Origin of the sequence: Pelagicoccus sp. SDUM812002 (assembly GCF_031127835.1) — a bacterium.
Taxonomy (GTDB): Bacteria; Verrucomicrobiota; Verrucomicrobiia; order Opitutales; family Opitutaceae; genus Pelagicoccus.
In genome coordinates this window covers 1-25,281 of the sequence record NZ_JARXHX010000012.1, presented here as the reverse complement: position 1 = coordinate 25,281, position 25,281 = coordinate 1, and the positions used below count along the sequence as shown (strand labels likewise).

General features: G+C 53.9%; 24 protein-coding genes and 2 tRNA genes. 13 read left to right on the top strand and 13 right to left on the bottom strand.

From position 1 onward, the window contains the following. Nucleotides 1-173 precede the first annotated feature (173 nt). From QEH53_RS16365 to QEH53_RS16310, 12 genes are all read left to right on the top strand, one after another. Nucleotides 174-1,757 (top strand): DmsC/YnfH family molybdoenzyme membrane anchor subunit, encoded by a 1,584-nt coding sequence (locus tag QEH53_RS16365; protein ID WP_309024295.1) that lies wholly within the window; start codon nt 174-176, stop codon nt 1,755-1,757. Next, complete coding sequence (locus QEH53_RS16360; protein ID WP_309024294.1) at nt 1,754-3,982, top strand: nitrate reductase; 2,229 nt, start codon at nt 1,754-1,756, stop codon at nt 3,980-3,982. The genes QEH53_RS16365 and QEH53_RS16360 overlap by 4 nt, the downstream gene beginning before the upstream one ends. A 377-nt stretch (nt 3,983-4,359) precedes the next feature. After that, on the top strand, nt 4,360-6,114 hold the full coding sequence (locus tag QEH53_RS16355; RefSeq protein ID WP_309024293.1) for a NirA family protein: 1,755 nt from the start codon (nt 4,360-4,362) through the stop codon (nt 6,112-6,114). A 32-nt stretch (nt 6,115-6,146) separates the two neighbouring features. Further along, nucleotides 6,147-7,856, top strand: coding sequence for a sulfite reductase subunit alpha (locus QEH53_RS16350; RefSeq protein WP_309024292.1), 1,710 nt, complete (start codon nt 6,147-6,149; stop codon nt 7,854-7,856). A gap of 120 nt (nt 7,857-7,976) precedes the next feature. Next, nucleotides 7,977-9,179, top strand: coding sequence for an alginate export family protein (locus QEH53_RS16345; RefSeq protein WP_309024291.1), 1,203 nt, complete (start codon nt 7,977-7,979; stop codon nt 9,177-9,179). Between the two features lie 206 nt (nt 9,180-9,385). After that, nucleotides 9,386-9,790: an energy transducer TonB gene (locus QEH53_RS16340; RefSeq protein ID WP_309024290.1), complete on the top strand. Its 405-nt coding sequence runs from the start codon at nt 9,386-9,388 to the stop codon at nt 9,788-9,790. A 300-nt stretch (nt 9,791-10,090) separates the two neighbouring features. Further along, entirely contained in the window at nt 10,091-10,216 is a 126-nt protein-coding gene (locus QEH53_RS16335) for a hypothetical protein (protein WP_309024289.1), read from the top strand. Between the two features lie 448 nt (nt 10,217-10,664). After that, nucleotides 10,665-10,740: transfer RNA gene (locus QEH53_RS16330), tRNA-Glu, on the top strand. Between the two features lie 100 nt (nt 10,741-10,840). After that, nucleotides 10,841-10,911 (top strand) — tRNA-Ser (locus tag QEH53_RS16325). A 444-nt stretch (nt 10,912-11,355) separates the two neighbouring features. Next, nucleotides 11,356-12,462: a slipin family protein gene (locus QEH53_RS16320; RefSeq protein ID WP_309024288.1), complete on the top strand. Its 1,107-nt coding sequence runs from the start codon at nt 11,356-11,358 to the stop codon at nt 12,460-12,462. A 94-nt stretch (nt 12,463-12,556) separates the two neighbouring features. Then, complete coding sequence (locus tag QEH53_RS16315; protein WP_309024287.1) at nt 12,557-13,171, top strand: HNH endonuclease; 615 nt, start codon at nt 12,557-12,559, stop codon at nt 13,169-13,171. A gap of 110 nt (nt 13,172-13,281) precedes the next feature. After that, nucleotides 13,282-14,484, top strand: coding sequence for an RtcB family protein (locus QEH53_RS16310; protein ID WP_309024286.1), 1,203 nt, complete (start codon nt 13,282-13,284; stop codon nt 14,482-14,484). Between the two features lie 90 nt (nt 14,485-14,574). On the opposite strand, the gene QEH53_RS16305 is transcribed toward QEH53_RS16310, so the two are convergent. Then, the gene (locus QEH53_RS16305; RefSeq protein ID WP_309024285.1) at nt 14,575-14,994 is read right to left on the bottom strand and encodes a hypothetical protein; all 420 of its coding nucleotides are present in this window, start codon (nt 14,992-14,994) and stop codon (nt 14,575-14,577) included. A gap of 223 nt (nt 14,995-15,217) precedes the next feature. Between QEH53_RS16305 and QEH53_RS16300 the strand changes: the two genes are divergently transcribed. Then, nucleotides 15,218-16,915: a hypothetical protein gene (locus QEH53_RS16300; RefSeq protein WP_309024284.1), complete on the top strand. Its 1,698-nt coding sequence runs from the start codon at nt 15,218-15,220 to the stop codon at nt 16,913-16,915. A 19-nt stretch (nt 16,916-16,934) separates the two neighbouring features. On the opposite strand, the gene QEH53_RS16295 is transcribed toward QEH53_RS16300, so the two are convergent. The 12 genes from QEH53_RS16295 to QEH53_RS16240 all read right to left on the bottom strand — a co-directional run bounded on the left by QEH53_RS16295 (nt 16,935) and on the right by QEH53_RS16240 (nt 24,911). Beyond that, nucleotides 16,935-18,704, bottom strand: a complete 1,770-nt coding sequence (locus tag QEH53_RS16295) for a cellulase family glycosylhydrolase (RefSeq protein WP_309024283.1) — start codon at nt 18,702-18,704, stop codon at nt 16,935-16,937. A 32-nt stretch (nt 18,705-18,736) separates the two neighbouring features. Next, nucleotides 18,737-19,606 carry a hypothetical protein gene (locus tag QEH53_RS16290; RefSeq protein WP_309024282.1) on the bottom strand — a complete coding sequence of 290 codons (870 nt, stop codon included), beginning with the start codon at nt 19,604-19,606 and terminating at the stop codon, nt 18,737-18,739. A gap of 46 nt (nt 19,607-19,652) precedes the next feature. Further along, nucleotides 19,653-20,585 (bottom strand): DUF2167 domain-containing protein, encoded by a 933-nt coding sequence (locus QEH53_RS16285; RefSeq protein WP_309024281.1) that lies wholly within the window; start codon nt 20,583-20,585, stop codon nt 19,653-19,655. Nucleotides 20,586-20,725: 140 nt separating this feature from the next. Then, entirely contained in the window at nt 20,726-21,262 is a 537-nt protein-coding gene (locus QEH53_RS16280; protein ID WP_309024280.1) for an NADPH-dependent FMN reductase, read from the bottom strand. 67 nt (nt 21,263-21,329) lie between these two features. Then, entirely contained in the window at nt 21,330-21,893 is a 564-nt protein-coding gene (locus QEH53_RS16275; RefSeq protein WP_309024279.1) for an MOSC domain-containing protein, read from the bottom strand. Next, nucleotides 21,890-22,375 carry a VOC family protein gene (locus QEH53_RS16270; RefSeq protein WP_309024278.1) on the bottom strand — a complete coding sequence of 162 codons (486 nt, stop codon included), beginning with the start codon at nt 22,373-22,375 and terminating at the stop codon, nt 21,890-21,892. Before QEH53_RS16270 ends, QEH53_RS16275 begins: the two co-directional genes overlap by 4 nt. Before the next feature lie 137 nt (nt 22,376-22,512). After that, the gene (locus tag QEH53_RS16265; protein ID WP_309024277.1) at nt 22,513-22,905 is read right to left on the bottom strand and encodes a hypothetical protein; all 393 of its coding nucleotides are present in this window, start codon (nt 22,903-22,905) and stop codon (nt 22,513-22,515) included. A gap of 110 nt (nt 22,906-23,015) precedes the next feature. Then, nucleotides 23,016-23,504, bottom strand: a complete 489-nt coding sequence (locus QEH53_RS16260) for a VOC family protein (protein ID WP_309024276.1) — start codon at nt 23,502-23,504, stop codon at nt 23,016-23,018. A 273-nt stretch (nt 23,505-23,777) separates the two neighbouring features. Next, nucleotides 23,778-23,921: a hypothetical protein gene (locus QEH53_RS16255; RefSeq protein ID WP_309024275.1), complete on the bottom strand. Its 144-nt coding sequence runs from the start codon at nt 23,919-23,921 to the stop codon at nt 23,778-23,780. 130 nt (nt 23,922-24,051) lie between these two features. Next, nucleotides 24,052-24,393 (bottom strand): diacylglycerol kinase family protein, encoded by a 342-nt coding sequence (locus tag QEH53_RS16250; RefSeq protein ID WP_309024274.1) that lies wholly within the window; start codon nt 24,391-24,393, stop codon nt 24,052-24,054. Nucleotides 24,394-24,402: 9 nt separating this feature from the next. Further along, complete coding sequence (locus tag QEH53_RS16245) at nt 24,403-24,657, bottom strand: Txe/YoeB family addiction module toxin (RefSeq protein WP_309024273.1); 255 nt, start codon at nt 24,655-24,657, stop codon at nt 24,403-24,405. Next, nucleotides 24,654-24,911: a type II toxin-antitoxin system prevent-host-death family antitoxin gene (locus QEH53_RS16240; protein WP_309024272.1), complete on the bottom strand. Its 258-nt coding sequence runs from the start codon at nt 24,909-24,911 to the stop codon at nt 24,654-24,656. Before QEH53_RS16240 ends, QEH53_RS16245 begins: the two co-directional genes overlap by 4 nt. Nucleotides 24,912-25,281: the final 370 nt, after the last annotated feature.

Sequence of the window (25,281 nt, the reverse complement as noted above, 5' to 3'; positions counted from 1 at the left end):
AATTGAGCAGAAAAAAACGCTCGGATTCACCTGGGAGAGATCTAACTCGAGGGGAGTTTTTAAAGATGAAAATAATTAATGCATAAGCTTAAAAATAAGAAATGTACTAATTGGAGCATTGCTTAGGTTTGGCGCGTGGGCAGCTCGAAGGGGGCAATCGAGGTTTTCAAGAAATGAGTGAACTGATTGAGCTAAAGGAAAAGACCCTCATAGACATGCTGCTGGAAGAGCAGCAACAGGTTGAGACACCTGTTGGTCGTTTAGCGGAGGCTGCTGAGCGGGCGTCCGCTGAGCGGACGGGCTCGTTCGGGGACCTCATTCCTCTGTCTGCCCCTCGCAAGGGCGAGCAGTATGCGTTTCAAGTCGATCTCGACCGTTGTTCCGGCTGCAAGGGCTGTGTGACCGCATGCCATAGCTTGAATGGTCTCGATGAGAACGAGACGTGGAGGGATATTGGAATGCTAGTGGGCGAGGGAGAGCGTGGCCCGGCACTTCAAACGGTGACGACTGCTTGCCATCATTGCGTGGAGCCTGCTTGCATGATTGGGTGTCCGGTCGACGCTTACGAGAAAGACGAGGCGAGCGGCATCGTGCTGCATTTGGATGACCAATGTATTGGCTGTCAGTACTGTGTATTGAAATGCCCCTACGACGTGCCGAAGTTCAGCCCGAAACGCGGTATCGTGCGCAAGTGCGACATGTGCCATTCGCGTTTGTCGTCGGGCGAGGCTCCTGCTTGCGTACAGGCTTGCCCGCATGAAGCGATTAAGATTGTGACGGTTGAGAAGGAGGAGGTGGTTGCTCGCAGCAAGGACGCGGACAGCTTCTTGCCGGATAGTCCAGAACCTGGATACACCAAGCCTACCACGCGTTACATCTCGAAGAAAGGTCTGCCGCAGAACATGATGGCGGGAGATTCCCATGTTTTGAGAGTGCAGCATACGCATTGGCCGCTGGTCGGTCTCTTGGCCTTGAGCCAGATTGGTGTCGGAGGATTTGTAGCCTCTGCCTTGGGGTCGGAGCGTTTGCAAGAGGGTGCGGGGATCGCTTCCTTGTTGGCAGCTTGGGTCGTGTTTCACCTAGGACTGGTTTGCAGCGCGTTGCACCTCGGTCAGCCGTTGAAGGCCTGGCGGGTGTTCCTCGGGTTTCGCCGTTCTTGGTTAAGTCGGGAAGCGGTAATATTGGGAGCCTGTTCGGCTATTTCCTGTATTGCGGTAGGAGCGGTCTTGGCTGGAAGATTTGGCTATCTGAGCGAGCTGGCTTGGGTCGATGAACTGAAAATCGCGGCCGTCGTAGCTACGGCGCTTTCAGGCTTAATGGGCGTTTTCACGTCGGTGTACATATATGTGGATACGCAGAGGAGCTTCTGGAGGCTGCCGTATTCGCTATCCAAGTTTTATGGCTCGGTTCTCTTAGGCGCACTCGCTTTTGGAATGATCGCCGCCGGGGGCGTTTCCCTCGGGATCGCCGTTGCTTTTGTGGGCATCGTTGTTCTGAAGATGGTTGTCGAGAAAGAGTCCTTCGACGACAATCGAGTCAGTAAAGGATTAGTGACAACTGCCTTAAGCGGGATTTGGCGAGCGAGATTGTCGCTGGGCGCGTTGTCCTGCGTGGCGGCTGTGGCTGCCACGAGCTTAGATGGAGCGGCCGGTGGGTTGCTGGTGCTGATGCTCGTTTGTTCAGGCGAGCTTTTGGAGAGGGTTCTCTACTTCAAATCGGTCAATGCTCCCAAGATGCCAGGAGGTTTAAACGGATGAAAGGTTTGATACCAGAACGTACGAAGAAGAACAGCTTGTTGCGGGAGTGGAGCGGGCCTCTGACGAAGGATCTGGTTCTTAACCCGGGTGGGTTTGGTCTCGGTAAGGTTCCGGGCCGTCTCCAGCCTACGAATACGGTTAACAGCGTGTGCGGGTTTTGCGCCACGGGTTGTTCCTTAAAGGTGCATTTGAAGGATGGAGAAGGCGTCAACCTGAGCGCGAATCCGTCGTACCCCGTTAATCTAGGCATGGCTTGTCCTAAGGGGTGGGAGGCGCTCCGCGTGCTGGACGCCCCTGACCGGGCGACGGTACCGCTGTTGAAAGGCGAGAGCGGAAAACTGCAGCCCGTGAGTTGGGACGTTGCAGCATCGACTTTCGCGAAGAAGTTTAAGGAAATACAATCGAAGCACGGAGCGGATAGCCTCGCGTGGCTCGGCACCGGACAGATCACCAACGAGGAGTTCGGCTATTTGGGTGCACTTGGTAAGTTTGGTATGGGGATCCGTCATGGCGACGGGAATACACGCCAGTGTATGGCAACTGCGATTGCAGCCTACAAGCAGTCGTTCGGCTTCGATGCTCCGCCTTACTCGTATCAAGATTTTGAGGACTCTGATGTATTGATCTTTGTGGGAGCTAATCCGTGCATCGCTCATCCTATCATGTGGCAGCGGGTGATGCGTAATCCCCACAATCCTGAAATTATCGTTGTCGATCCACGCCGCACGGAGACTGCCAATGCGGCGACTCAACACTGTGCAATCGCTCCGAAGTCTGACCTTTCGCTTTTTTACGGGATCGCTCGAGAGTTGATCGAACGTGGTCACGTTGATCGTGATTTTGTTGAGCAACACACGGAACGCTTCGAGGATTTTGAATCCTTCGTCCAAGATTACACACTAGAAAAGGTCTCCAATGAGAGTGGTCTTTCTCGCAGCGAGATCGGTAGCTTAGTCGATAGCATCGCGGCAGGAAAACGAGTTTCGATCTGGTGGACAATGGGCGTCAACCAGAGCTACGAAGGCGTTCGCCTCGCTCAGTCACTCATAAATATTTGTCTGATGACCGGTAACATCGGTCGTCCGGGCACGGGAGCGAATTCTATCACGGGACAATGCAACGCCATGGGTTCGCGTCTTTTCTCAAATACGAGCAGCTTAGTGGGGGGGCACGATTTCCTTGACGACGACCACCGTGAAAAGGTTGCTGGACTTCTGAAAATCGATGTATCCAAAATCCCGAACGAAAATTGCTGGGCGTACGATCAGATCGTACAAGGTGTCGAGAACGGGACGATCAAAGGGCTTTGGATAATTGCGACCAACTCGGCTCATTCTTGGATTGGCCAAAGTCGGTTCCGCGATGCGGTTAAGAATCTTGAATTCCTGGTAGTCCAAGACATGTACCACAGCACCGAAACTGCTCAATTGGCAGATCTGGTTTTGCCGGCGGCTGGCTGGGGCGAGAAGGAAGGAACCTTTGTCAATTCGGAACGGCGAATCGGTCGAACGCGCAAGGTTCGCAAAGCGCCCGGACAGGCCTTGTCGGATTTCAATATTTTCCGCCTTCTGGCGAACTATTGGGGCTGCGGTGAAATGTTCAAGGAATGGGAGACGCCCGAGACCGTATTCAAGCTCTTGACCAAGCTTACGAAAGGGCGACCGTGCGACATTTCAGGAATAGATGGCTACGATCTAATCGATGAGAAGTGCGGAATCCAGTGGCCCTACCGTTCCGAGGAGGAGGATGGGGAGACGCATCGTTCTCTCTTCTCGGATGGTGTTTTCTTTCATGGTAATGGGCGGGCGACTTTCTTGTTCGATCACCCGAAGCCGCTGCCGGAACCTGTTTGTTCCGACTATCCGTTTGTGCTGCTCACCGGCCGCGGTACATCCGCCCAGTGGCATACCCAGACGCGGACTTCTAAGTCCGATGTTTTGCGGAAGCTGTATCCGAAGGAAGCGTACGTAGAGGTGAACAGCTACGATGCCGAGGTGTTGGGCGTGAGCAGTGGAGGCGATGTGGTGATCCGCTCACGGCGAGGGGAGGTCACGGCGAAAGCTTTCGTCACCCCAACCGTCCAAGTTGGGCAGCTTTTCATGCCGATGCACTATGCTGAAACCAATTATTTGACCAAGCCGGATTTCGATCCGTACTCGCGTCAGCCTTCCTACAAGCACTGTGCGGTAGCCCTGCAGTTGGCGGATCTGTCTGCTTCGGTTTGAAGCCCTGCGGTGGGCAATCCTGCTCGTTTTTGCATACATGAATGAAATTCATGAAAATAGGGATCAGAATCAAAAAGTGTTATTTAAAATCAAGCAGTCGGCGGTAGGCTATTTCGGTGAAATACGATCAATTTAGACCAAAATTTGTTTAATGGTTTCGCGGATTAGTATTATAGAACTTTGTAAGTTGCTTACAGTTGAAGGGTTGTGGGAGCGATTTGATATCGGTGAGACCGCTGGCTCGCTGCCTGCGGGGAAGCCCATCTCTCGGATCAAGGGGGTTGGCATCGCGAATGCTAAATCCTCGATGATAACGAAAAAACAGCAGAAGAATATGAGTAAACCCCCTTTGTAACTCTTCCTTCTGCCTTCGACCGATGAACAACAATCAGACATTCAGTTTAGAGCAAAAGGAATACCTCGCGGGATTCTTCGCAGGTGCGGGACAGCGTGGATTCACTCCTTTCCTCGGTAAGCTTTCCGACGGTAGTTATACCAGCGATACAGGCTCGGCAGAGGCAGAAGTGGATACTGTCTATGGAACTCCGGTGGAAGACCTCTGCAAGGAGGAGCGTTTCAAGTTCGAGCGTGATGGATTGGATTCTTACGAAGACCTTTGCCGTTATGCGGTGGAGAATAAGTTGCCGGAAGGTGCGGACATGTTTCGTATCAAGTACTATGGCCTCTTCAACGTATCTCCGGCCCAGGAAGCTTTCATGCTGCGTTGCCGGATTGCAGGAGGAGTTATGCGGGCCCATCAAATGGACGGCATGGCGGAAATGGCGGAGGAATGGGCTGGCGGATATGCACACATCACCACTAGAGCGAATTTCCAGTTGCGCGAGATTCAGTCCCGCAACGCAGTTAAGGTCTTGGACAAGCTGGTTGATATTGGCCTGACCTCTCGTGGAGCGGGTGCAGATAACCTGCGTAACATAACCGCCTCGGCTACTTCAGGAATCGATCCGGAGGAAATTTTCAACGTGCAGCCGCTTGCGAAGGCGATGCATCACTTGATTTTGAATACACGCGAGTTTTACGGTTTGCCGCGTAAGTTCAATATCTCTTTTGATGGCGGAGGTCGCATGAGCGCCTGCGCCGATACCAACGACATTGCTTTCTACGCGGTGCGAGTAGGGGAAGGGCAAGCAGTGAAGCCGGGTGTGTACTTTCGGGTCCAGTTAGCGGGGATCACCGGCCACAAGCAGTTTGCCAAGGATTGCGGAATTCTCATCGAGGCGGAGCAATGCCTCGCGGTGGCCGCTGCAATGATTCGCGTATTTATCGAGAACGGAGATCGCACCAACCGTAAGAAGGCTCGTCTCAAGTACCTGATCGACGACTGGGGGGACCAGAAGTTTGTCGAGGAGACGGAGAAGAAGCTTGATTTCAATTTCGTTAAGATGGACCTGAAGGATTGCGACTACAAGCGCCCGGTTCGTCGTCATAGTCACTTAGGAGTACATCCGCAGTCTCAGGAAGGGCTCAACTATATCGGCGTCCGCATTCCCGTGGGTAAGATGCTGCCGGAGCAAATGAGGGGCATAGCTAAGGTCGCCCGCCGCTACGGCTCTGGAGAGATCCGTCTCACGGTTTGGCAGAACCTTCTCGTTCCTCACGTTCGTACCGAGGATGTCGATACGGCGATCTCGGAGATAAAGGAACACGGCTTCGATTGCGATGCGGATCCGATCCTTGGCGGATTGATCGCGTGTACAGGAAACTTTGGCTGCAAGTATGCTTCTGCGGATACGAAGTCGAACGCGGTAGAGCTTGGCGATTATCTCAAGCAGGAAGTCGCCATGGACCAGCCTATCAACATCCACGTGACCGGTTGCCAACACTCTTGCGCCCAACACTACATCGGCGATATCGGGATGCAGTCGGTTAAGGTGAAGGTCGGCGACGAAAACGTCGAAGGCTACAGCATCGTGCTCGGCGGAGGCGTCGAGAATGAGCAAGCGATCGCGAAGGAGGTTTTTAAGAGCGTTCCGTTCACGGAGGTGAAGCCGCTCGTCGCTACGATCATGAAGCGTTACCTAGCAGAGCGCAAGGAGGGCGAGACATTCGTCCAGTTCACCGGTAGTCGCAGCATAGAGGAGCTTAGGGAGCTCGCCGCAGTTGCGAACTAGTAGTCGATAAGTAATTACAACCAATTTTTGAAGTGAGTTCACCTTTTATACCAGATAGCGCTCCATTCAGTGTCGAGCAACGAGCATGGCTCAACGGTTTCCTTGCAGGGATGTTTTCTTCGCAGGAAGTAGGGCAAGGCGCTGTCGTGATGGAAGCCAAGCCCGTTAGCATCCTTTGGGGGTCGCAGACGGGCAATAGCGAAGGTTTGGCACGCAAGATTTCCAAGACCCTCGGATCGAAGGGCTTTTTGCCAACCGTGTATGACATGGACGACTACGATATCACCAAGCTTGCGGACGAGTCGCTCCTGCTGCTGGTGACTTCCACCTTTGGGGATGGCGAGCCTCCCGACAACGCCGCCGCTTTCTACAATTGGTTGCTCGGTGGCGATGCTCCGAAGCTCGACAAGTTGAAGTACTCGGTGCTTGCCCTCGGTGACTCGAATTATCCGGATTTCTGCAAGTGTGGCATCGACCTCGATCTCCGGTTCAAGGCTCTCGGGGCCACCCCTCTCGTGGAGCGAGTCGATTGCGATGCGGACTACGACGATGCTTTCGAGGCTTGGCTCAAGGCGGTCGAGGAAGCCGCAGGTGCGGCGAACGCTGGCTCAGGCGAAGCGGTTGCCTCGTCTGGCGAGCCTGAGTATGGTAAAAAGAATCCATTCCCAGCGAAGTTGCTAAACAACTACAATTTGAATGGTGACGAGTCTTCCAAAGAGACGCGTCATGTGGAGATCTCTATCGAAGACTCCGGCTTTAGCTACGAGCCAGGGGATGCGCTCGCAGTATTGCCGGTAAACGATTCTCAGTACGTTGAAAATTTGCTTAAGGCAGCGGGTTTCACAGGCAACGAGGAGGTAGAGGGGACTACGCTTCGCAAAGCGCTCACGGAGAATTACGATGTCACGAATCTAACTCTCAAAACCCTCAAGACCTACGCGGAATTGAGCGGTAGCCAAAAGCTTGTCGAAATCGCTGACGACAAGGACGCGTTCAAGGCCTACGCTTGGGGGCGCCAGTTCATCGATCTCTTGACCGAGGCTCCTCTGAATTTTGAAAAGCCGGAAGCTTTGCTTGCTCTGCTGGGTAAGCTCGCTCCGCGTTTGTACTCGATCTCTTCCAGCCCTCGCGCGCACCAGAACGAAGTGCATGTGACCGTGGGTGTGGTTCGCTACGACGCGCATGGCGCCTCCCGGAAGGGCGTCTGCTCAAACTTCCTGGCGAATCACACTGGAGAAGAACCGGTGCGCATCTACTTTCACCACAGCAAGACGTTCAAGCTGCCTCAAGACTCGAACGCTCCTGTTGTGATGGTCGGACCCGGGACAGGGATCGCACCTTTCCGAGCGTTTCTCGAGGAGAGAGCGGCGACAATGGCCTCCGGCAAGAATTGGCTCTTCTTTGGGGACCAGCACGCTGCGACCGATTACCTTTATCAAGAGCAACTCAGTGAATACCAAGCCAGTGGAGTATTGACGAAACTGGATACAGCCTTCTCGCGTGACCAAGAGCAAAAGGTCTACGTGCAAGATCGTATGCGAGAGAAGGGCGCCGAGCTATACGAATGGCTCGAAACGGGCGGACATTTCTACGTTTGTGGAGATGCGTCCCGAATGGCAAAAGACGTGGACACAGCGCTGCATCATGTGATCGCAGAGCACGGAAAGAAGACCGAAGAAGAAGCTGCGGCTTACGTGGAGGCTATGAAAAAATCTAAACGGTACCTGCGCGACGTCTACTAGTTAATTAGAACTGTTGCTGAATAGTAGCAATTGTTATTAGTTTTACTCATCAGAAAAGTGATGAGGCTGGGACTCTCATGCCCCGAGATATCAACGACTGCAAAAATAGAAAACAAACAGATGAACAACACGTCACTTGCGAAGCTCGCCCAGAGCTCGATCAAAGCACTAGCAATCGGTTCGCTCTTCGCCTCTGCGGGAGCGGCCCATGGACAATCCTTCTCGAATGTCCTCGATGGTCTTAAGGAAGGCAGCAAGGCTTCTTTGAATGTCCGTGCTCGTTACGAGTACAACGAAACTCCTGCGAGCGAGATAAACGGCTACAGCGTTCGCACTCGGCTGGCGCTTGAGACCGGCGAATACGAAGGCTTGAAGCTCTTCGTCGAAATGGAAGACCTCAGCTTCAACAACGACGACGATCGTCCCGGCCTCGATGTGCCGACCACAGAGCTCAACCAGGTTTGGTTCAGCTACGAGGGAGCGAAGGTTGGCCGGCAGATTTTCGTTTTGGACGACCAGCGCTTCATCGGCCATGTCGGTTGGAGGCAGAACATCCAAACCTTCGACGCCGCGACTTACAGCTACGCCATTGACGATAAGTCGAAACTCAGCTTCGCATACCTAGATGCCGTGCATCGCGTGAATGCCACTTCGCAAGACCTCGCTGGTATCGTTTTTAACGGTAGCAGCAAGCTAACCGAGAACTTTACGCTCACGGGATACGCCTACCTTCTCGACTTCGACCGTCCAGTTCTGTCCTCCAGCGACACCTACGGTATTCGCGGCGCGGGCAAGATTCCTAGTGGTGACATTTCGTATTCCTACAGCTTCAGCTACGCAAAGCAGATGGACAACGGAGGTAGCGTGCGTGATTTCGACGTCGACTACCTCGCTGGCGAGTTCGGCGCAGCCTTCAGCGGCATGAGTCTGACTGCTGGTGTCGAGATCCTCGACGGAGACGGCGTAACAGGTTTCACCACACCTCTCGCGACCGTCCACAAGTTCAACGGTTTCGCCGATGCGTTTGCTGGCAATTCCCTTGGACTCGGTGGCGGATTGCCGGAAGGTCTAGAAGACTACTACCTAGCTTTCGGCTTCAAGGCAGGTGATGTCCCGGTCAAGCTTGTGTACCACAGCTTTGATACGGCTGGCTCCAGCGAATTCTTAGGCTCCGAGATTGATCTCGTAGCATCGTATAAGCTAAACGAATACGTAACCCTAATTGGAAAATTTGCCGACTACAGCTCCAACGGAAGCGCTTCTGTTAGCTACGGTACCGCAGACAAGCAGGTTTTGACGCTAGAGGCTAATCTCGCATTTTAGTTCTGCTACTTTTTCGGTTCATAGGGCCTCCGCACTGTAAGGTGCGGAGGCTTTTTTGTATCCACCAAGGGTAGGACAAGCGGTTAAGCAGTTTCTTACAAATGTTACGTTTTGCCTGAAACTGCCATTGTGACTTGTATGTGACGGGAATGTGACGATATGTTACGGAAACGTTACAGAACTTTCTTAGAAAGGACCCCAAGCTCATGAAACTTAAGAAACTTACACTCATCGCTCTTGCTCAGGTATTGACCTGTGGAGCGGTTTTCGCAGGAACTGCCGAGGAGGCCGAATCGAATTTTGCCCTCCCAAGTAGGACTGATGCCTACGTTCTCGAATCTGTTGCTCCGAAGTATCCGTCCGAGATGTTGCAACGTGGCAAGCAGGGTCAGGCTCTGTTGATGCTGCGCGTCGATGAGTCGGGCGAGGTGAGCGACGTGAAGGTGCTCGCAAGCTCCAATCGGCTATTCAGCGAGGCAGCGATTAAGTCCGTCAAGAATTGGTACTTCCAACCCGGAACGGTTGACGGAGTGGCAATTCCTCAAACCGTAACGGTCCCCGTAAGCTTCGAAATCGAAGGTATGGATACGCCCGCAATGGCGAGCCTCTAGCTTGTCCACTCGCTTCGGATTTCGGAAGGAGGAGGTATCGCTTCACGCGATGCCTCCTTTTTTGTGTCTGGTCGACGTCGCGGAGCTGGTCTTGGAAGCAGATAGGGGAGTGAGCCTGCCTAGCGATGAGCAGGATCGAGACTCTGTATTCGCGTGATAAGCACGCTTCCCAATGCTGCTTTCTTAAATCTCCATCAAGAAGGCGAATTATCGACGGTTTCGTATTTCGAAGTTATATAAAGAAATATAGAAAATGATATTGACGGACTTGCGGTTGTTCATATCTCTCCCTCTCTCGCCATGAAAACTGATTTAAGTAGCAAGCATTCACGACTCGATACGCATTTCGCTCCAGCGATCTGCGAGAGAGGGTTGGAGCTTGTTGCAGCGTTCAATCAACAGAAGCGGGAGGCCGTTAAGCGATAGTCTGAACATAGACTAAACTTGCCGCCGCCCGTATCTCAGAAACGAGATCGGGCTTTTTTGTATCTGATGGAGAGGGATTAATTATGTATAAAGATATGACAGATAGGAGATTAGGGAGGATATGTGGTAGCTGTACTGGGTTCGGCGATACGACCTCTGATGGACTGCATGCACGCTTCCCAATCTCGATAGAGATGAAGCAAGGCTCGTGTGGGCAAGTTGAGAGGCAGAATGGTTAAACCGTTTTGCAATCGTCTCACTTTGCCCGCGATCAACATGACGCGGGCTTTTTTGTATCCAAATTTATGTGGCTTTTAATATTGCGCCCAAGTGAAGCAATAAAACGACCGGACAAAATCCACCGGCCGTCCAATCCGTTGTGCGATGATATAGCGAGAGGGGTGAAGGTGCGTGTTCTTTTAATGGATAATTGTGTATAATAAGAAATGCCCTGATCGTCTAATCGGTTAGGACGCCACCCTTTCAAGGTGGAGACGCGGGATCGTAACCCGCTCGGGGTGCCAGACACATTCACGACCGATTCCAGCAGCACGGAATGCCGCCACGAGCGTCGCTTTTCTGCGTACTGTGAGTGGGTTCGTAAAAGGCGTGAATACCATCAAGATGATGTTAGCTCAAATGGTAAGAGTACATGACTGCTAATCATGCTGTTGCCGGTTCGACTCCGGTACATCAATGAAACGGAAAAGGAGAAATCCTTGGGTTCGAATCCCCGCCGGCGGCGCGTTAGCCGCCTCCAAAGAAAGAGCGCCCCTAGGGAGCTGCGGGTTCTGCGACCTTTTGTCCGAATATCGCCTTCGAGGTGACTCGGGCAAAAGCAATTAGACCGCCTGGACTCACTGGATACCGCTGTGATTCGGTTCGCGACTAGGAAGGGAATGTGGATTCAAGGCCGAGGCAATTTCGCGTTGTTCAAGAGTCTCGTTTCGTTCCGAAGCGCTAGCCCTAACGCTGCTTAAAGCGAGTCCCGCGGAAAGACTGTGGTCGGAGGATTCGTCCCTGCCTAGGGGGCTCACACTTTTTCAATAGATTACAATCAATAGGGCGTGGCTCGAGTGCCAGCCTTGCGACTTTAACCCCGGCAGCATCCGCTGCCGACAACTAGAAAGGAGCGACCTATGTTGCTACCCATAAGAAAGAGCATCAAGTATGATGAAATCGGACTCGTCTTCCGAAATGGACGATTCGTCAAGTTCGTGGGCGAAGGAAAGCATTGGTTCTTCGACTTCCAGAACGCTTTGCGAGTGGAGGTACTCTGCCAGCGCAATCCTTGGATTCGTTCAGAGGATCTCGACCAGTTGAGCAAGGCCGCTTCTCTCGCTGATAAGGCGGTGTTTGTAGACCTGAAGGACAGCGAACGTGCCTTCGTTTGGGTCGACGGCCGACTAGATACCGTGCTGGGGCCTGGGCTCTACGGACTCTGGAATCAGCTGCGAAAGGTAGAGGTTGAGCGATGCGATGCGAACGAGCTTCGTCTCGTTCGAAAGGATCTGCTGACCGTGTTGAAGAATCCCTCAGCTCAGCGATTTTTGGAGGTGACGGAAGTCGCCGAAGGAAAGGTAGGTGTGCTCTTCGTCAACGGAGCCTACCAAGAAACGCTTGCCTCCGGTAAGCATGTTTTCTGGAAGGACGTGGCTAAGGTGAAGATCCAGCTGGTGGAAAAGCGTGAGCAGGTGCTGGACGTTTCCGGACAGGATATCATGACTCAAGACAAGGTGACGCTGCGTCTCAACGCGGTGTTGGCCTATCGGGTAGTGGACGAACGCAAGTTCGTCGAGTCCTCGCAGGATTCCGGCCAAGCTCTGTATCGCGAAACCCAGTTGGCGCTTCGTTCCGAAGTCGGTACTCGAAACCTCGATACACTGCTTTCCGGCAAGGAGGACCTTGCCCGAAATGCGAAGCACTATGTGGCTAGTGTGGCGAACAGCTTCGGAGTAGAGGTGGTGAGTCTCGGAGTGCGGGACGTCATATTGCCTGGTGAGATGAAGACCTTGCTCAACCAAGTGATCGAAGCCCAAAAGGCATCGGAAGCGAACGGTATCAAGCGTCGCGAAGAAACGGCTGCGATGCGTTCGCAGCTGAACACTGCAAAGCTGATGGAGAGCAACCCTGTTCTTATGAAGCTACGCGAATTGGAAGTGCTCGAAACGGTCTCCAAGACCTCAAATCTGCAAGTCGTTCTTGGCGAGCGTGGATTGTGCGAGTCACTGACAAAGCTGATCTAGCGGTCGCCTTTCCTAAATGGAGAGGCTGCTTTTTCCTGTATCCATTAAAAGAGCACGCGCTTTCGTTTCTCTCTCTTTTAGTGAGAAGATCGAAATGAAGAATATAGATAAGGCAATCGTGCTGACCTTGAACCGGACTTGGCGAGCCATCGGACAGCGTACAGTACGACAGGCGTTTTGCGACCTCTTGAGCGGTACGGCTCTAGCCATGGACATACGCTACGAGCTCGACGAAAACGGGGTCGTGCAAGCGACAGGTCCAATTGACTGCGTACCTGTCAATTGGGAAGAATGGCTCGGGCTGCCGGTGCGAAGCTGCGACTTGGCGATTCAAACGCCTCGTCGAAAGGTGCGCGTACCGACGGTCATCGTGGTGGCGAACTACGCTGGAATGCCCTTGTGGCGCCCAGGAGTTACGCGCCGCTCCATCTACGAGCGTGACGGTGGTATCTGCCAGTACACCGGTCGCCGTGTCGCATGGAGTGACGGAAACCTCGACCACGTGGTTCCTCGTTCCCGGGGTGGAGCCAACTCCTTCGAGAATCTCGTTTGGTCCGACCGGGGAGTCAACACCCGCAAGGCCGACCGGTTGCCGGAGGAAGCGGGCCTCCGTTTGCTACGTGAGCCGCGAGCGCCCGTTGCCCAACCCATCTTCCGTCGCATCCGGAACCCCAAGCACGCCGACTGGAGGTGGTTCTTGAAATACTAATCGAAGCGAGACCTCGGGTGGGGTGGCTTCTCCAAAGCCGCTCCACCTTTTTGTTTCCACTCTTCAAAAGAAAAACAGAATATATAGGGACAAGGACTCCCGAGACTAAAATGAATAACGAAACACAGTTTATTCCCCGCGCGACCCCAGCGCCGTATCGCCAGTGGGGGGAAGATCTTGAACCCGTTTCGGTGCAGCAGATGGTGAACGCTTGTAATCTGCCGATCGCAGAACGTGGTGCCTTAATGCCGGACGCGCACCTCGGCTATGGCTTGCCGATCGGTGGCGTGCTGGCTACTCGCAACGCGGTTATCCCGTATGCGGTAGGCGTGGACATCGCCTGCCGCATGAAGCTGAGCGTCTACGACATCCCGGTAAAGCGTCTGTTGCGAGACGAGGGACGTGGACGCTTCACGGAGGCGATCCAAGCGGAAACCAAGTTTGGCGTTGGCTCATTCTTTCGCGAGAAGCGGGAGCATGAGGTGCTCGACCGGGATTGGTCGGTGTCTCCGATCACGCGTGACTCGAAGGACAAGGCGTGGAAGCAGCTCGGTACCAGCGGCAGCGGAAACCATTTCGTAGAATTTGGAGAAATCCAAATCGCGGATACCTCCCTTGGAGTGGAACCCGGGACCTATGTGGCTTTGATGAGCCACAGCGGAAGTCGCGGTACCGGCGCGAACGTGGCAGCCCACTACAGTAAGCTAGCTCGAGCGGCCCATCCAGAGTTGCCTAAGGATCTGGCCCATTTGTCTTGGCTGGATCTCGATTCCGAAGCGGGCCAGCAATACTGGGCGGCCATGGAGCTGATGGGTGAGTACGCGGCTGCAAACCATGCGTGTATCCACAAGTACATTGCCGCGAACCTAGGCTTGGAGCCGATACTCGACGTCGAAAACCATCACAACTTTGCCTGGAAGGAAGAGCACGACGGTCAAGAGTTGGTGGTGCACCGAAAGGGAGCAACGCCAGCCGGCACGGGCGTGCTGGGAGTGATCCCGGGATCGATGGCGAGCCCGGCTTATGTGGTGCGCGGTAAGGGCAATGCGGATTCGCTGAACTCTGCTTCGCACGGAGCGGGACGTGTGATGAGCCGCAAGAAGGCTTCCAGCAAGCTGAATTGGAAGGATGCGAACCAGCTCTTGAAGGTCCGGGGCGTGACTTTGCTGTCAGCCGGTTTGGACGAAGTTCCTTTCGTCTACAAGGACATCGACGAAGTGATGGGAGCGCAGTCGGACCTCGTCGAGTCGGTGGCTCGATTCTTCCCTCGACTCGTCAAGATGGCCCCGGCCGGAGAGCGTCCAGAAGATTGATCGAAGCGAGAGTCGCGTTTGTGGCTCTCGTTTTTTCGCGGTCTCAAGCCGCGACCGGTTTGGGTTATAATGCGGCTCAGGGGTCCCCGGTTACTTCGCTGGGTCGCATGATTCTTGGCGACAGCTTTTCAGATACTCGTAGGTCCACTTGATAGCGGTCGGGAGAGTATCGAAGCTGTTGATACCGAAGTTGTCCTTGGACACAGCTTTGAATAGGAGCTTATAATCGGCGATTTTTCGCCCGTAGATTACATTGCACCAACTTCGAATGTTTGGGTTAGCTTCTTGGACGGGTGGAACGATGAGCGGGTCAGTCGAGTAGCTGTTGACCTTGTCGGAAATCCAGCCGATGGCGGTTTGCTCGAGTTCACGCATTCGATCAATCACACCTTGGATCGCAGTGACGTGATCGAGCCCTAATTTGACCCCTTCGTGGCAACGTAAAATTATTATGCTTGGGAGGAGAACGAATTCGGCGAAGTCAGTCTCAATCGTGCTTAGGGTTTCCATTGAAACGTGAGACTAGCTCATCTGGTCGAGTTTGAAAATATTATTTTCTGTGCTCTGACAGTTGCTTGATTGGAAAACAAATCGATCGGTGCCCGAATCTAACGCGGTGGCTGCTCTCGCTTGCTTGTGCAGCCGGATTCTGAGTGTATCTGTAAAGAGGATACTGGAAGGAATTTGTTATGAGGTTTGAGGTTTACCTAGAAAACCTGTATGGCGGTCAGCCATGCATTTAATAGACTATTCTATTGTGGGGGCATACTTGGTATTGCTGCTTGGGGCGGGGCTTTACTTGAGTCGTCGAGCTTCGCAAGGCGTGGACGCGTATTTCTTGGGCAACAGGGAGCTACCTTGGTGGGCAATTGGCGCTTCTGGGATGACGAGCAACTTGGACGCGGCCGGCACCATGACGATCGTGACCCTCATCTACCAATTTGGAGTGCACGGTTTCTTCATTGAGATGCGTGGAGGGGTGGTTTTGCCGATCGCTGTTTTCTTAGCGTTTATGGGGAAGTGGCACCAGCGGAGCGGAGTGGTGACGACCGCGGAGTGGATGTCCCTTAGGTTCGGAACGGGCGTTTGGGGGAAGTCCTCGCGGATGCTCGCCGCTTTGACCTACGTCACGATTACGATCGGAATGGTGGTTTTTTTCTTGGCTGCTGCAGGGAAGTTTTTGGCAACCTTTCTTCCGTTCGAAGCCCAGACCTGCGCGGTCGCGATGGCGATCATCGCGCTCACCTACACGCTGTTGAGCGGCTTGTACGGGGTGATCTGGACCGACGTTTTTCAAGCGGTTCTCATTGGCGGGATCGCTATTTACGTGGCAGTGCGAGCGGGGCTTTTGATCGATGCTGAAATGCTGGCGAACTGGGAAGCTGCTCGTCTGAACACGGTCTTGCCCCGTTGGAGCGATCCGAGTTTGGGAGAGTACGAGCTCTTTATCGCCTTCCTGCTCGCTTGGACAGCGAAGGGCTTGCTTGAGGGAATGGGAGGAAGCGGTGGCTCTGCCTATATGGCCCAGCGGTTTTACGCGGCCCGTTCTCCAGCGGACTGCCAACGGATCGGAATGCTTTGGGTCTTTCTATTCGCCTTTCGTTGGCCCATGGCTTTGGGGTTTGCGGTGATCGGTATGAGCTTGGGCTTAGGTGGCGAGGACCCCGAGCGGTTGCTGCCACAGGCATTGTTGTCCGATTTTTTCCCCGTCGGAATCCGTGGCTTGGCGATTTCTGCGATCTTTGCGGCTTCGATGTCCACCTTCGATTCGACTATCAATGCAGGCGCTTCGTACATTACCCGAGACTTGTTCGCCCCGCTCTTTCCGCAAGCCAGCGACAAGGCGCAAGTGCGGGTTGGATACGTGGCATCGGTCGCGATCGTAGCGGTGGGCCTATTGCTGGCCTTAACCGCTACGAGTTCTGTCGTCGATGTTTGGATACTTATTGTTGTGCAGTTGTTTCCCGCGTTTCTGGTGCCGTTTGCCCTTCGTTGGTATTGGGGGCGCTTCAATGGCGCGGGGTTTAGCCTTGGTATCGTTTTTGGTTTCGCCATGGCGATCTGCGTCTCGTCCGGTTGGATCGGCGGGGATTGGAACGAGCTCGCTTCGCTCGGGGCAATTTCTGCGACTTCCTTGTGCGGCTGCTTCTTGGGTACCTTCGTCACGGGCCCGACGGACGAATCCGTCCTGCGGACCTTTTACCAGAAGATTCGCCCCAACGGCTTATGGCCAAAAGAGTGGAGCCAGCCCTATGAGGCTGAGCTCAAGGGGAATTGGCTTCGCTTGCTGAGCGCGCTTGTCTGGCAAGTTTCGACCTTCATGATACCCATGTTCGCCGTCCTGGGAGAGTGGGGCCGCGTCATGTTCCTTGCGGCGGTGTGGGGACTCAGCCTGTGGGGCTTGCTGAAGTTGCGTGAGCGCGAAGCCTGAGGAATGATCAGGGTGGATCCTATTCTCCGAGTATGGCGTCGAGAAGTTCGGTATCCACTTTTCCAGACCGAAAGTCCTTGATGCCAAAGCTGCCCTGGTAGTCCCAGATCGCGTGGGCGATTCCCTCACTGTCGAGAATGTCGGAGATATCTGAGTACCATCTTAGCAAGTCGTCGCGTTCTACGGTTTTGAGGGAACCCCATTCGCCGCAATAAAGCGGGAGCCGATGGCCCTTGGCGTACTCGATTGCGGGAAGCATCTTGAGCCGCAGGCTTTGCCGGTTGTGTGGCCCGTTGTTGTCGACGAGCATCTCGTAGTAAGGAGCGTCCGACTGGGCGGCGAGCTCCTCCTCGGAGACCAGGAGGCCCGGGTAGTTGATGGGGCCTTGGTAGGCTGCGTACTCGCCGACCCAGGCGGCTTTGTAGTGGGTGAAGGGGAAGGGGTCGTAGAAGTGGAAACTGAGAATGAGGTTCGGATCACCTTCGGGTAGGCGCAGAAAAGGGAAGGACCAAGCGCCTTGCCATTTGTTAGAGCCGACTACGATGGGCCTGAGGGGCTCGCGGTCGCGGATCGAGGCGATGCCTTTGGCGACGAGATTGTTCCAGTCTTGATGATTGTCGGCTACGGCTTCGTTAAGAATTTCGTAGGCGAGGAAATCGTTATCCCATTTTTTAAGGTGATCCGAGAGCTGAGCCCAGAGTCCGAGCAGCTGCTGTTGGCTTTCGTCGCTGGTGAAAAGGGTATTCTTGCCGCCGTCGTTCACTGCGTTGAAATGGTGGGAATTGACGATGTGCAAGTCTACGATCGCTTTGAGGCCGGCCTCATGGATCCAGCTGATGACGGTATCTAATGTTTCGAACGCGGTTTCGTTTTGGCTGCCGTCCTTGCTCCACATGATGGACTCTTCGATAGGCAGTCGCACGTGGTCCCAGCCTTGGCTGGCTAGGAGGGCGACGTCCGCGCCGGTGAAGAAGTCACGCGGGTCGGGCATCTTTTCGTTCCGCTGGGAGAGCCAATGGCTCAGATTGACGCCGCGACCGAGATTGAGGCCGGTCTGGGTGGCTTGGGGTAATTCCTGATTCATGGAGCGGAGGGCGATTTCTTCGGTTGTATCGATGGGACGAATACTAATATTTCGAAATTCGATGGGAGCTCCAGCGTGTTTCCCCTGTAAGCCGATATGGCCGCGGGTCGCAGCCCCGGACCAAGGCTTGGGCATCCATTCTGGAATCTCGGTCCTGTCAGGGGCTAGGGTTCCGGAGGTGAAGTCGGAAAGGTCGATGAAGTTGACCAGTTCGCCGTTCATTTCGACGGCGATAAATGCTCCGCTAGCTGTAATGGTCATTTGGTTCCATTGGCCGGCGGGCCTGACGACCTGAGACAGGATAGGTCGCTTGTGTCCGAAGAAAGCGCCAGCTTGCCAGCTGGGGTCCTTGGCGTTCCAAGGCTCTGAATAGTCATCGGCGATTTGGATTTCGATGGCGTTAGGAACCCAATTGTCGATGTCGCTGCAGTAGATGGCCACGCCGCTGTTGGTTCCCTCGTGGTTGCGAAACTCAAGGTCGAGCACGAAGTCTTCGTACTCGGTATCGGTCCAGATGAACTGGTCCTCGGTGGCAGAGAGTATCCCGTCGTCTACCTGCCAAACGCCTTTTGGAAAGGTGGCGTTCGAAAGGGCCTCCTGAAAGAGAGGAGTTGCCGGATCGGCTGAAAGGGCGGTAGCTGCGTAGGAAATGCAGGCAAGAGCGAGTACGGGTCTTAGGGCGAGACGGGGGAACATTGAAGTCATGCTTCAAAGTATTGCTGGGACCTCGTTTGTTTTCAAGGGGATGGCAGTTCTTTCCTAAGTGCAACGCCGTCGCAGTCGGAGCAATGCGTTGCTTGAGTTTCGTATCCGCTGTGACAGCACGGGCAGTATTGAGGGCTGTCCAACTGCGTCGGAGGTTCCAGCCAGTCGGCGGGTGATATGTCTGCTTGGGCGAGGGCATCGGCAATGGCGGACTTGTTGAATCGGGGGGCGGGATGGTAGTGGACGGCTCGCCAGTGGTATTGGAGGCGTCGAAGGATCGCCTTGTTTTGCACGTTTGCGGCAAGGGTGGCGATGGGGCTCCAACGCAGGGAACTCTTCAGTAGGATCTCGTCCACGGCGCGGGGCGCGTGCCAAGGCAGGAGGGAGGTGTAGAGGGTCGTCTTCAGTCGATCTGCCCCTTCGCGAGGCAGGAGTCGCTTGTGGAGTCTACGGTAGTGGAGGGCGGCTGCGAGCAGGGTAGCGTAGCAATACGCGAGGGTCCAGAGGATGGTGCGTTCGTCATAGGTGCGAACGTAAACGATAGGGAGGAATACGAAGAAGTTTAGTAGGTTGAGGATGGCGAGCGCTCGCAACGGCTGGGTTGCCTTCTGCAGGAACGCTTGGTGATGCCGGATGCTGGAGACGAGGAGGATGCGGGAGCTCCGGCACGTGACGTCGTTGTCGCCAGTGAGGAAATACATGCTGGCCGGCCAAGGGAGCAAAGGCGCCAGAAATACGGACTTCTTCAGGCCCCAAGCGGTGGTGAAGGGTTGGCGCAAGGAGCAGGTTCCGAACTTGCCGGTACGGCTAACGAGCGCCTCTGATCCGAGGGGCGCGAACTTGATGCATTCGATCAAGTAGAAAAGGCTGAGGACGAAGTAGAAGGACTGTCCGTCGGTCATGTATGATGGGGTGGCGACACAGCGCGGATGCGGCCCGTATCCAAAGTTAGGATGCGGGCGTGTCCTTCTGCTCGTCGACGACTTCGCGGCCGGACATGCGGGCGAAGAATTTCTTGAAGGCGGCGCCGATAGCGACGAGGCCTATGATGATGAACTTCAGGAATTTCTTGCCGAAGGCGAGGATGGTGCCGAGGAAGCCGAGCTTGGCGGCTCCGTAGAGAGCTCCGCCAGCGATGAGGGCGGTAAGGCCGTACTCGGCGATTTTATCTCCTTGGCGATACTCCGCGTAGGATTTGCCCTCCTTGTATTGGTGGCCGAGGAGGAGGTCTTGGTAGTTCGGCAGAATCATCTGCATGTCTTCCAGATCGCAAATCAGAGTGACCTCCATAACGCCTTCGCGACCGAGTAGCTTGGTCTCGTAGTTGACGAACGGGTTGGGGTTGTCGCCGGAGCGCAAAAGAAGGCCCCACTCGAGGTTGTTGGTGTACTCGTTGTAGCGTGGCTCCATAGCCCAGCCGTCGATGTACATGGGCGCCAAGCCTTGCTCGCGGCGGTATTGGTTGCCGGCTTCTTGGTTTTCCTTCAATTGGTCCAAGAGAGCATCCGGGTCGAGTTCGTCCTTTTCGTCGTCTTTCACGTAGCCCGTAGGATCGAATTGGAAGAGTACCAGCCAATCGAGGTCGTTGGTGGCGATCAGGCCTTCGTACTCGGAGGGTAAATTGCCGTAAGCCTGCATGAGGCGGCTCGCATCCTCGCCGTCGAGGTAGCGAAATCCGTCGGGGATCTCGATGGTGGCCCATTCCTTGAGTTCGCCGGTGCCTTGGTCTTGCCAAGCGAGGCTTTGCATGAAGGCGTCCCACTTGGCTTGGGCCTCGGCTCGGGCTTGTTCTTCGGTGAGCGCGTTTTCGTCCTGCGCGAAAGCGGGGGATGAGAGAAAGGCGAGAAAGGGTAGGGCGACGAGGAGGAGTTTTGTTTTCATAGCTTGGCCGGCAGTGGATGAGCTTGCGGTACAAAGGTCAATGTCGCGGAGCTGTGGCGGACGAGATCGACTGGGCTTTTCATGGACGCGAAGCGACCCAGAGCAAAGGGATTTGCTAGCCAGGACGCGTGCTGAGCCGCTTAGCGTGGCCTTGTAAGGTCTTGGACGAGCTGGTTGGAACTCCGAGTCAGGCTCGCTCTAATCTCGTCGTTCTGGAGGATCTGATCGATGTTCAGCTTGTTGCTTCCAAGGTCCACCACGACGCAGGCGTGATCGAGGATCTGTGCGGCCATCGTCGAGAGGACCTCTTTCAGTTCGGTCAACGCGAACGTCGACGAACTGTTGGCGTGAAGGACGACCGCCTTCTTGCCATGAAACTCGGGATCCCCAACGAGCCACTCCAGAAGATTTTTGAGCGCTGCGGGAAGCGAGTGGATGTATTCGGGGGTCGAGAAGACGAGGAGATCTGCCGCTCGTACTTTTCTCCTCGTTTCAGCGACTACAGTAGGCATCGGCTCGACGTCCATGTCAGGATTATAGATCGGTAGCGCTGCGATTGTGTCGAGGCTGGAGAACGAGATTCCGGTCGGTGCGCAGCGGATGTAGGCTTCGATCAGATTGGCGTTGGAGGAGCCCTTGCGAAGGCTCCCGCAAATAGTCAGTACCTCGAACGTCATCTATTTCTCGACCGAAGGTGAGGGGTATCCGTTACGGCCGACGCAGAGCATAGGCTTGGGTCGTTTCTCATGGCTGGCGCGGCTCTATCTTCTCGATGCGGTCGTTCTTGCTCACGTTTCCGTCCTCGATCACACGAACATAAATCCCCCGTAGGTGAAGCTTCTTCCCAGCTTCGGAGTTAATGTACGAAAGTGCCTCCGCCCCGAATCGCTCCGCGAACTTCTGGCATCCATCGTGAGGGATGTCGGTGACTTCGACGGTTGCTTCTCCGATTTTCAACCTGTCCCCTGTCTTCAGGTTTTCGTCGCTCAGATCGAAATCGACGCAAAGGTTGTCGCCAGCTAGCGCTCGACTGTCCTCAGAGTCTCCGATCACTTCGAGAACGCGATAGTTCATCACTGAGATTTGTACATCGGGGTGGGGAGATCCGTCTGGAAGTTTCTTCCAGCACCCCTTGGCCCAGTGGTCTCCTTCGGTGCCACCTTTCGAAGAGAACCGGCATGACTCCTCGATCTTTCTTTCGTTGGTCGCGGGACGGGAGACGATCATTTTGACCGTCCCGGAGTCTTTGGGCGCTGCGAGGATGTAGCTGAGTTGTTCGTCGATCTGAGGACCTGTTAGGTGATTCATATTTTGCTAGCCGATTGGTTATGAGCGTATGCCCGAGCAAAAGGCAGGGCGGAGTCGTACAGGAGGTGCAGGGGATCCTCCGTTTGTTCGATGATCTTGCCGAATCCGATGTCGTGCCCATCCAGATCCTGAGTGCCAAATTCTCGACACCCATAGGGCTGGTCGCACACTCCATAGTCAATCTTGGCTCCGCGTTTCACGAATTCCGAGTGAAGGGCATCCACGTCGGAGACCCAGAAATAGATGTTCCAGAGCTTATTCGCCACTTTCCAGTGGGGAACGACATGTGTGGGATCGTCGGCTTGGCGAAGCATGACAAACATTCCATCGCGCTGCAGTATGACGAAATTCGGAGGTTCTCCCCAGAACCTGTCGTAGTGAAATCCCATGGCATCCCGATAGTGATTCGCCGCTGAAGCAATGTCCTTAACCAGAAGCACTGGCGAAGATGCTGTTAGCTTGGCTTTTTGCGGTGTATTCATTTTTTGCTAACGTTGAGGACTCAGGATGATCTTTTCCTTCGATTGGGTATGTCTGCTTAGTTGTAGTTCTGAAGCCGGTTGCGTGGGCTATAAAAGCAGCGATGCTAGAGATTGGCTAATTAAGGTGATGCTATAAGTTAGGCATCTATGCGGCCGTCTGAAAGGCACCATTTCTTGGCATCGTCAAGTTTGTGAAACTTCCTGATCTCCCAATCGTTTCCTAAACTCTCGGATACTTCGACGAATCTCCTCGCATGATCTTCCAGCTGATCTGTTCCGGCCACAAGAGCAACTTTCAATATCTTTATAGATTTGCTCGCTGCATAGTCGCACGCTGCATATTTTACGATATCTGCATCTTTAATGTCGGAACGAGTGACGCCCGTGGTATCGACGATTCTATAGCGCGCACGATCGCTTCTCGAGTCAGAATAGAAACTCTCATGCGCTTGTTTGATATCCCCGGATGTGACGATCCCTGAGAATTCCCAGCATGTTCCCTGTTCGAGCCAGATTGATTTGATAGGCATAGCCCAAAGATAGCCAGATTTCCAGATTTACGAGTGAGAATTTGTTAAAACCCCGTATGAACGCGCATTGGAGAAGCTCTAGGGCACGATCGCTCGGCGGAACTACGAGCTCAGTTCATTTCATCCACGATGAGCCGGTGTTCTCCGTCAAACTTCCACGGCTTTTCGTAATCCACTTCGAAGAGGTGGCCATCTGGATCCTTGAAATAGCCGGCGACTCCCCAGTGAGTTCTCGTGGCAGGTTTGACGACGGTTCCTCCAGCTTGAACGGCTTTTGCTAAAATCCTCGGCACCTCTTCAACAGTCTTGGCTAGATAGATGAGCGCGATGCCGGGAAACCCGGAACCTTCCGAACTTTCGTACAGCGCGTCTTTAGCGAGGACCTCCTTTGATATGAGGCTAAGCGCGTAACCCCCTAAATCAAACTTCTCGAAACCAGCGTTGCCAGTCGGCGACTTCTCCCAACCGAGGGCTTCGTAAAATTTGACGGATCGAGCTACATTTTTCACGCCGAGTAGAATGAGGTGTAGCCTTTGGCTGGGGGCCACTTGCTCGTTCGCTTTGGACTCGAATGTGTATCCGACTGGTTTTTCTAACATGCGGTATTCCTTTTTTGTTTCACAATTCCGCCGCCTCCTGAACGAAGGGGCGATTTGTGGAGGATTGGGTTGATCGTGATGAAAGAGGAGGGTGGTCTTCGTCCTTTCTGCGTCAATGACTATGGCGCTTACCGTTGACCATTTACTGACGCAGATCAGTCCTCAAGGAAGTAAAGGTATTCATTTTCCCTGACCTGATGTTCGGTCACGAACCCGATCTTCGCCAGCATCTTTTGCATCGCTTCGTTTGTCTTCACTGTGCTTGTGATGAACCTAGATCTTCTCTATCTCGACATCGTCTAAATCGCAAATGTTGCGAAACGGTCCAGCCGTCCGTTCAAAATAGTGGGTGATGTATTCAGGAATGGGATCGAGCTTAGATGGGAATTTAGAAGAATTTTGTATGTCGTTCTTCATCTCACGCTGAGTGTATACACAAGGGTCTGCAGGCCTATTGTGAAAGAAGTCGGGTTGATTCGAATTTGACGCGTCCATGACGCGGAGTGCTTGGTCCGATTTGTATCGAGCGACGTGTTCGACCAGAATATCATAAATTTCTGAATACAATCAATACTGCCACCACAACTGAGGCCAGTGAAGATATGAGGACAGATCCAGCCGCCATATCCTTAACTTTCCTTATTCGTTCTTTTCTTTCTTCTGTTACTTCATTGGCCAATTCCTCGACCGCTGTATTCATAGCCTCAGCTGAGAGCACGAAGCCGGTACAAATCACAATGGCGATCCAATCATTTGTTGAAAATCCAAGAACGATTCCAGTGATAAAGATCAAGAACGCTCCGCCAGCTTGGATTTTGGAATTTGTTCCACAAGCGATGAAGTCACGAATACCCCGAAATGCATGTCCAAAAGAGTCGAATGGCTTCATCGTTTTCCTTCAGTAGTGGTATCGCATTTGAAGGAAAGCTACTCCATCCTCTGTGGCTGTATAGACTATCCTGTGCTCTTCTGTTATTCTTCTAGACCAGCATCCTGACAGATTATGCCTCAGAGCCTCGGGTTTGCCGATGCCTTCGAAGGGGCTCCTTTGGATTTCCTTGATGAGTTGGTGGATTCTTTTCGTGATTCGATTGTCGGTTTTCTGCCAATGGAGGCAGTCCTCCCAAGCTTCTGGGGTGAAGGTGAGATTCATGCTTCGAGATCGATCTTCTTCACTTCGGCCTTTCCTTTCTCGAGGCTTTCTAGAGCCGAAACCAGCCTTTTGGCGTTCGCTGGACTCCTGAGAAGGTAGGCGGTCTCCTCGAGCGCTTCGTAGTCCTCTAGGGAGATCATGACGACCGACTGGCTTCTCTTTCGGGTGATGATGACTGGGTCTCGATCGTTGCAGACTCGATCGATGGTCGACGCGAGATTCTCTCTCGCTGCTGTGTAGGTAATAGCGTTCATATGGACAGGAAGCTGTCCAGAAGGGTCTGAAAGTCAATTTTCAATTCTCGTCCATCGCCGAGTTCAGAGGACGAGCGCTTGGTTCTGGCTATCGGATAAGGGGTTCGGGTGGCTCGTTTCGTGTGTGTGTAGGCTGCTTTGGGGAGTTGGTTGCTGGATGCTGCTTCTAAGCGTTTTTGCGGATGGGGCAAGCTGAACATGGCGATGGTGGCGGATATGAGGTGAAACAGGCCTCTTGAAGACGGAAAAGGTCCTGCCAGGGCGGCCTTAGCCCACTTTTCGGCTCATGCTCGAGATCGCATCGACCTTCTCCAAGGTTTCCATGTAGGCTTTCGCGGTGTAGGTGCTCCCGCGGTCACTGTGATGCAGC

Excerpts from the sequence above, each read along its gene's own strand:
- QEH53_RS16365 (WP_309024295.1), top strand. The coding sequence starts at position 174 with ATGAGTGAACTGATTGAGCTAAAGGAAAAGACCCTCATAGACATGCTG.
- QEH53_RS16360 (WP_309024294.1), top strand. The coding sequence starts at position 1,754 with ATGAAAGGTTTGATACCAGAACGTACGAAGAAGAACAGCTTGTTGCGG.
- QEH53_RS16355 (WP_309024293.1), top strand. The coding sequence starts at position 4,360 with ATGAACAACAATCAGACATTCAGTTTAGAGCAAAAGGAATACCTCGCG.
- QEH53_RS16345 (WP_309024291.1), top strand. The coding sequence starts at position 7,977 with ATGAACAACACGTCACTTGCGAAGCTCGCCCAGAGCTCGATCAAAGCA.
- QEH53_RS16340 (WP_309024290.1), top strand. The coding sequence starts at position 9,386 with ATGAAACTTAAGAAACTTACACTCATCGCTCTTGCTCAGGTATTGACC.
- QEH53_RS16335 (WP_309024289.1), top strand. The coding sequence starts at position 10,091 with ATGAAAACTGATTTAAGTAGCAAGCATTCACGACTCGATACGCATTTC.
- QEH53_RS16320 (WP_309024288.1), top strand. The coding sequence starts at position 11,356 with ATGTTGCTACCCATAAGAAAGAGCATCAAGTATGATGAAATCGGACTC.
- QEH53_RS16315 (WP_309024287.1), top strand. The coding sequence starts at position 12,557 with ATGAAGAATATAGATAAGGCAATCGTGCTGACCTTGAACCGGACTTGG.
- QEH53_RS16310 (WP_309024286.1), top strand. The coding sequence starts at position 13,282 with ATGAATAACGAAACACAGTTTATTCCCCGCGCGACCCCAGCGCCGTAT.
- QEH53_RS16305 (WP_309024285.1), bottom strand. The coding sequence starts at position 14,994 with ATGGAAACCCTAAGCACGATTGAGACTGACTTCGCCGAATTCGTTCTC.
- QEH53_RS16300 (WP_309024284.1), top strand. The coding sequence starts at position 15,218 with ATGCATTTAATAGACTATTCTATTGTGGGGGCATACTTGGTATTGCTG.
- QEH53_RS16295 (WP_309024283.1), bottom strand. The coding sequence starts at position 18,704 with ATGACTTCAATGTTCCCCCGTCTCGCCCTAAGACCCGTACTCGCTCTT.
- QEH53_RS16290 (WP_309024282.1), bottom strand. The coding sequence starts at position 19,606 with ATGACCGACGGACAGTCCTTCTACTTCGTCCTCAGCCTTTTCTACTTG.
- QEH53_RS16285 (WP_309024281.1), bottom strand. The coding sequence starts at position 20,585 with ATGAAAACAAAACTCCTCCTCGTCGCCCTACCCTTTCTCGCCTTTCTC.
- QEH53_RS16280 (WP_309024280.1), bottom strand. The coding sequence starts at position 21,262 with ATGACGTTCGAGGTACTGACTATTTGCGGGAGCCTTCGCAAGGGCTCC.
- QEH53_RS16275 (WP_309024279.1), bottom strand. The coding sequence starts at position 21,893 with ATGAATCACCTAACAGGTCCTCAGATCGACGAACAACTCAGCTACATC.
- QEH53_RS16270 (WP_309024278.1), bottom strand. The coding sequence starts at position 22,375 with ATGAATACACCGCAAAAAGCCAAGCTAACAGCATCTTCGCCAGTGCTT.
- QEH53_RS16265 (WP_309024277.1), bottom strand. The coding sequence starts at position 22,905 with ATGCCTATCAAATCAATCTGGCTCGAACAGGGAACATGCTGGGAATTC.
- QEH53_RS16260 (WP_309024276.1), bottom strand. The coding sequence starts at position 23,504 with ATGTTAGAAAAACCAGTCGGATACACATTCGAGTCCAAAGCGAACGAG.
- QEH53_RS16255 (WP_309024275.1), bottom strand. The coding sequence starts at position 23,921 with ATGAAGAACGACATACAAAATTCTTCTAAATTCCCATCTAAGCTCGAT.
- QEH53_RS16250 (WP_309024274.1), bottom strand. The coding sequence starts at position 24,393 with ATGAAGCCATTCGACTCTTTTGGACATGCATTTCGGGGTATTCGTGAC.
- QEH53_RS16245 (WP_309024273.1), bottom strand. The coding sequence starts at position 24,657 with ATGAATCTCACCTTCACCCCAGAAGCTTGGGAGGACTGCCTCCATTGG.
- QEH53_RS16240 (WP_309024272.1), bottom strand. The coding sequence starts at position 24,911 with ATGAACGCTATTACCTACACAGCAGCGAGAGAGAATCTCGCGTCGACC.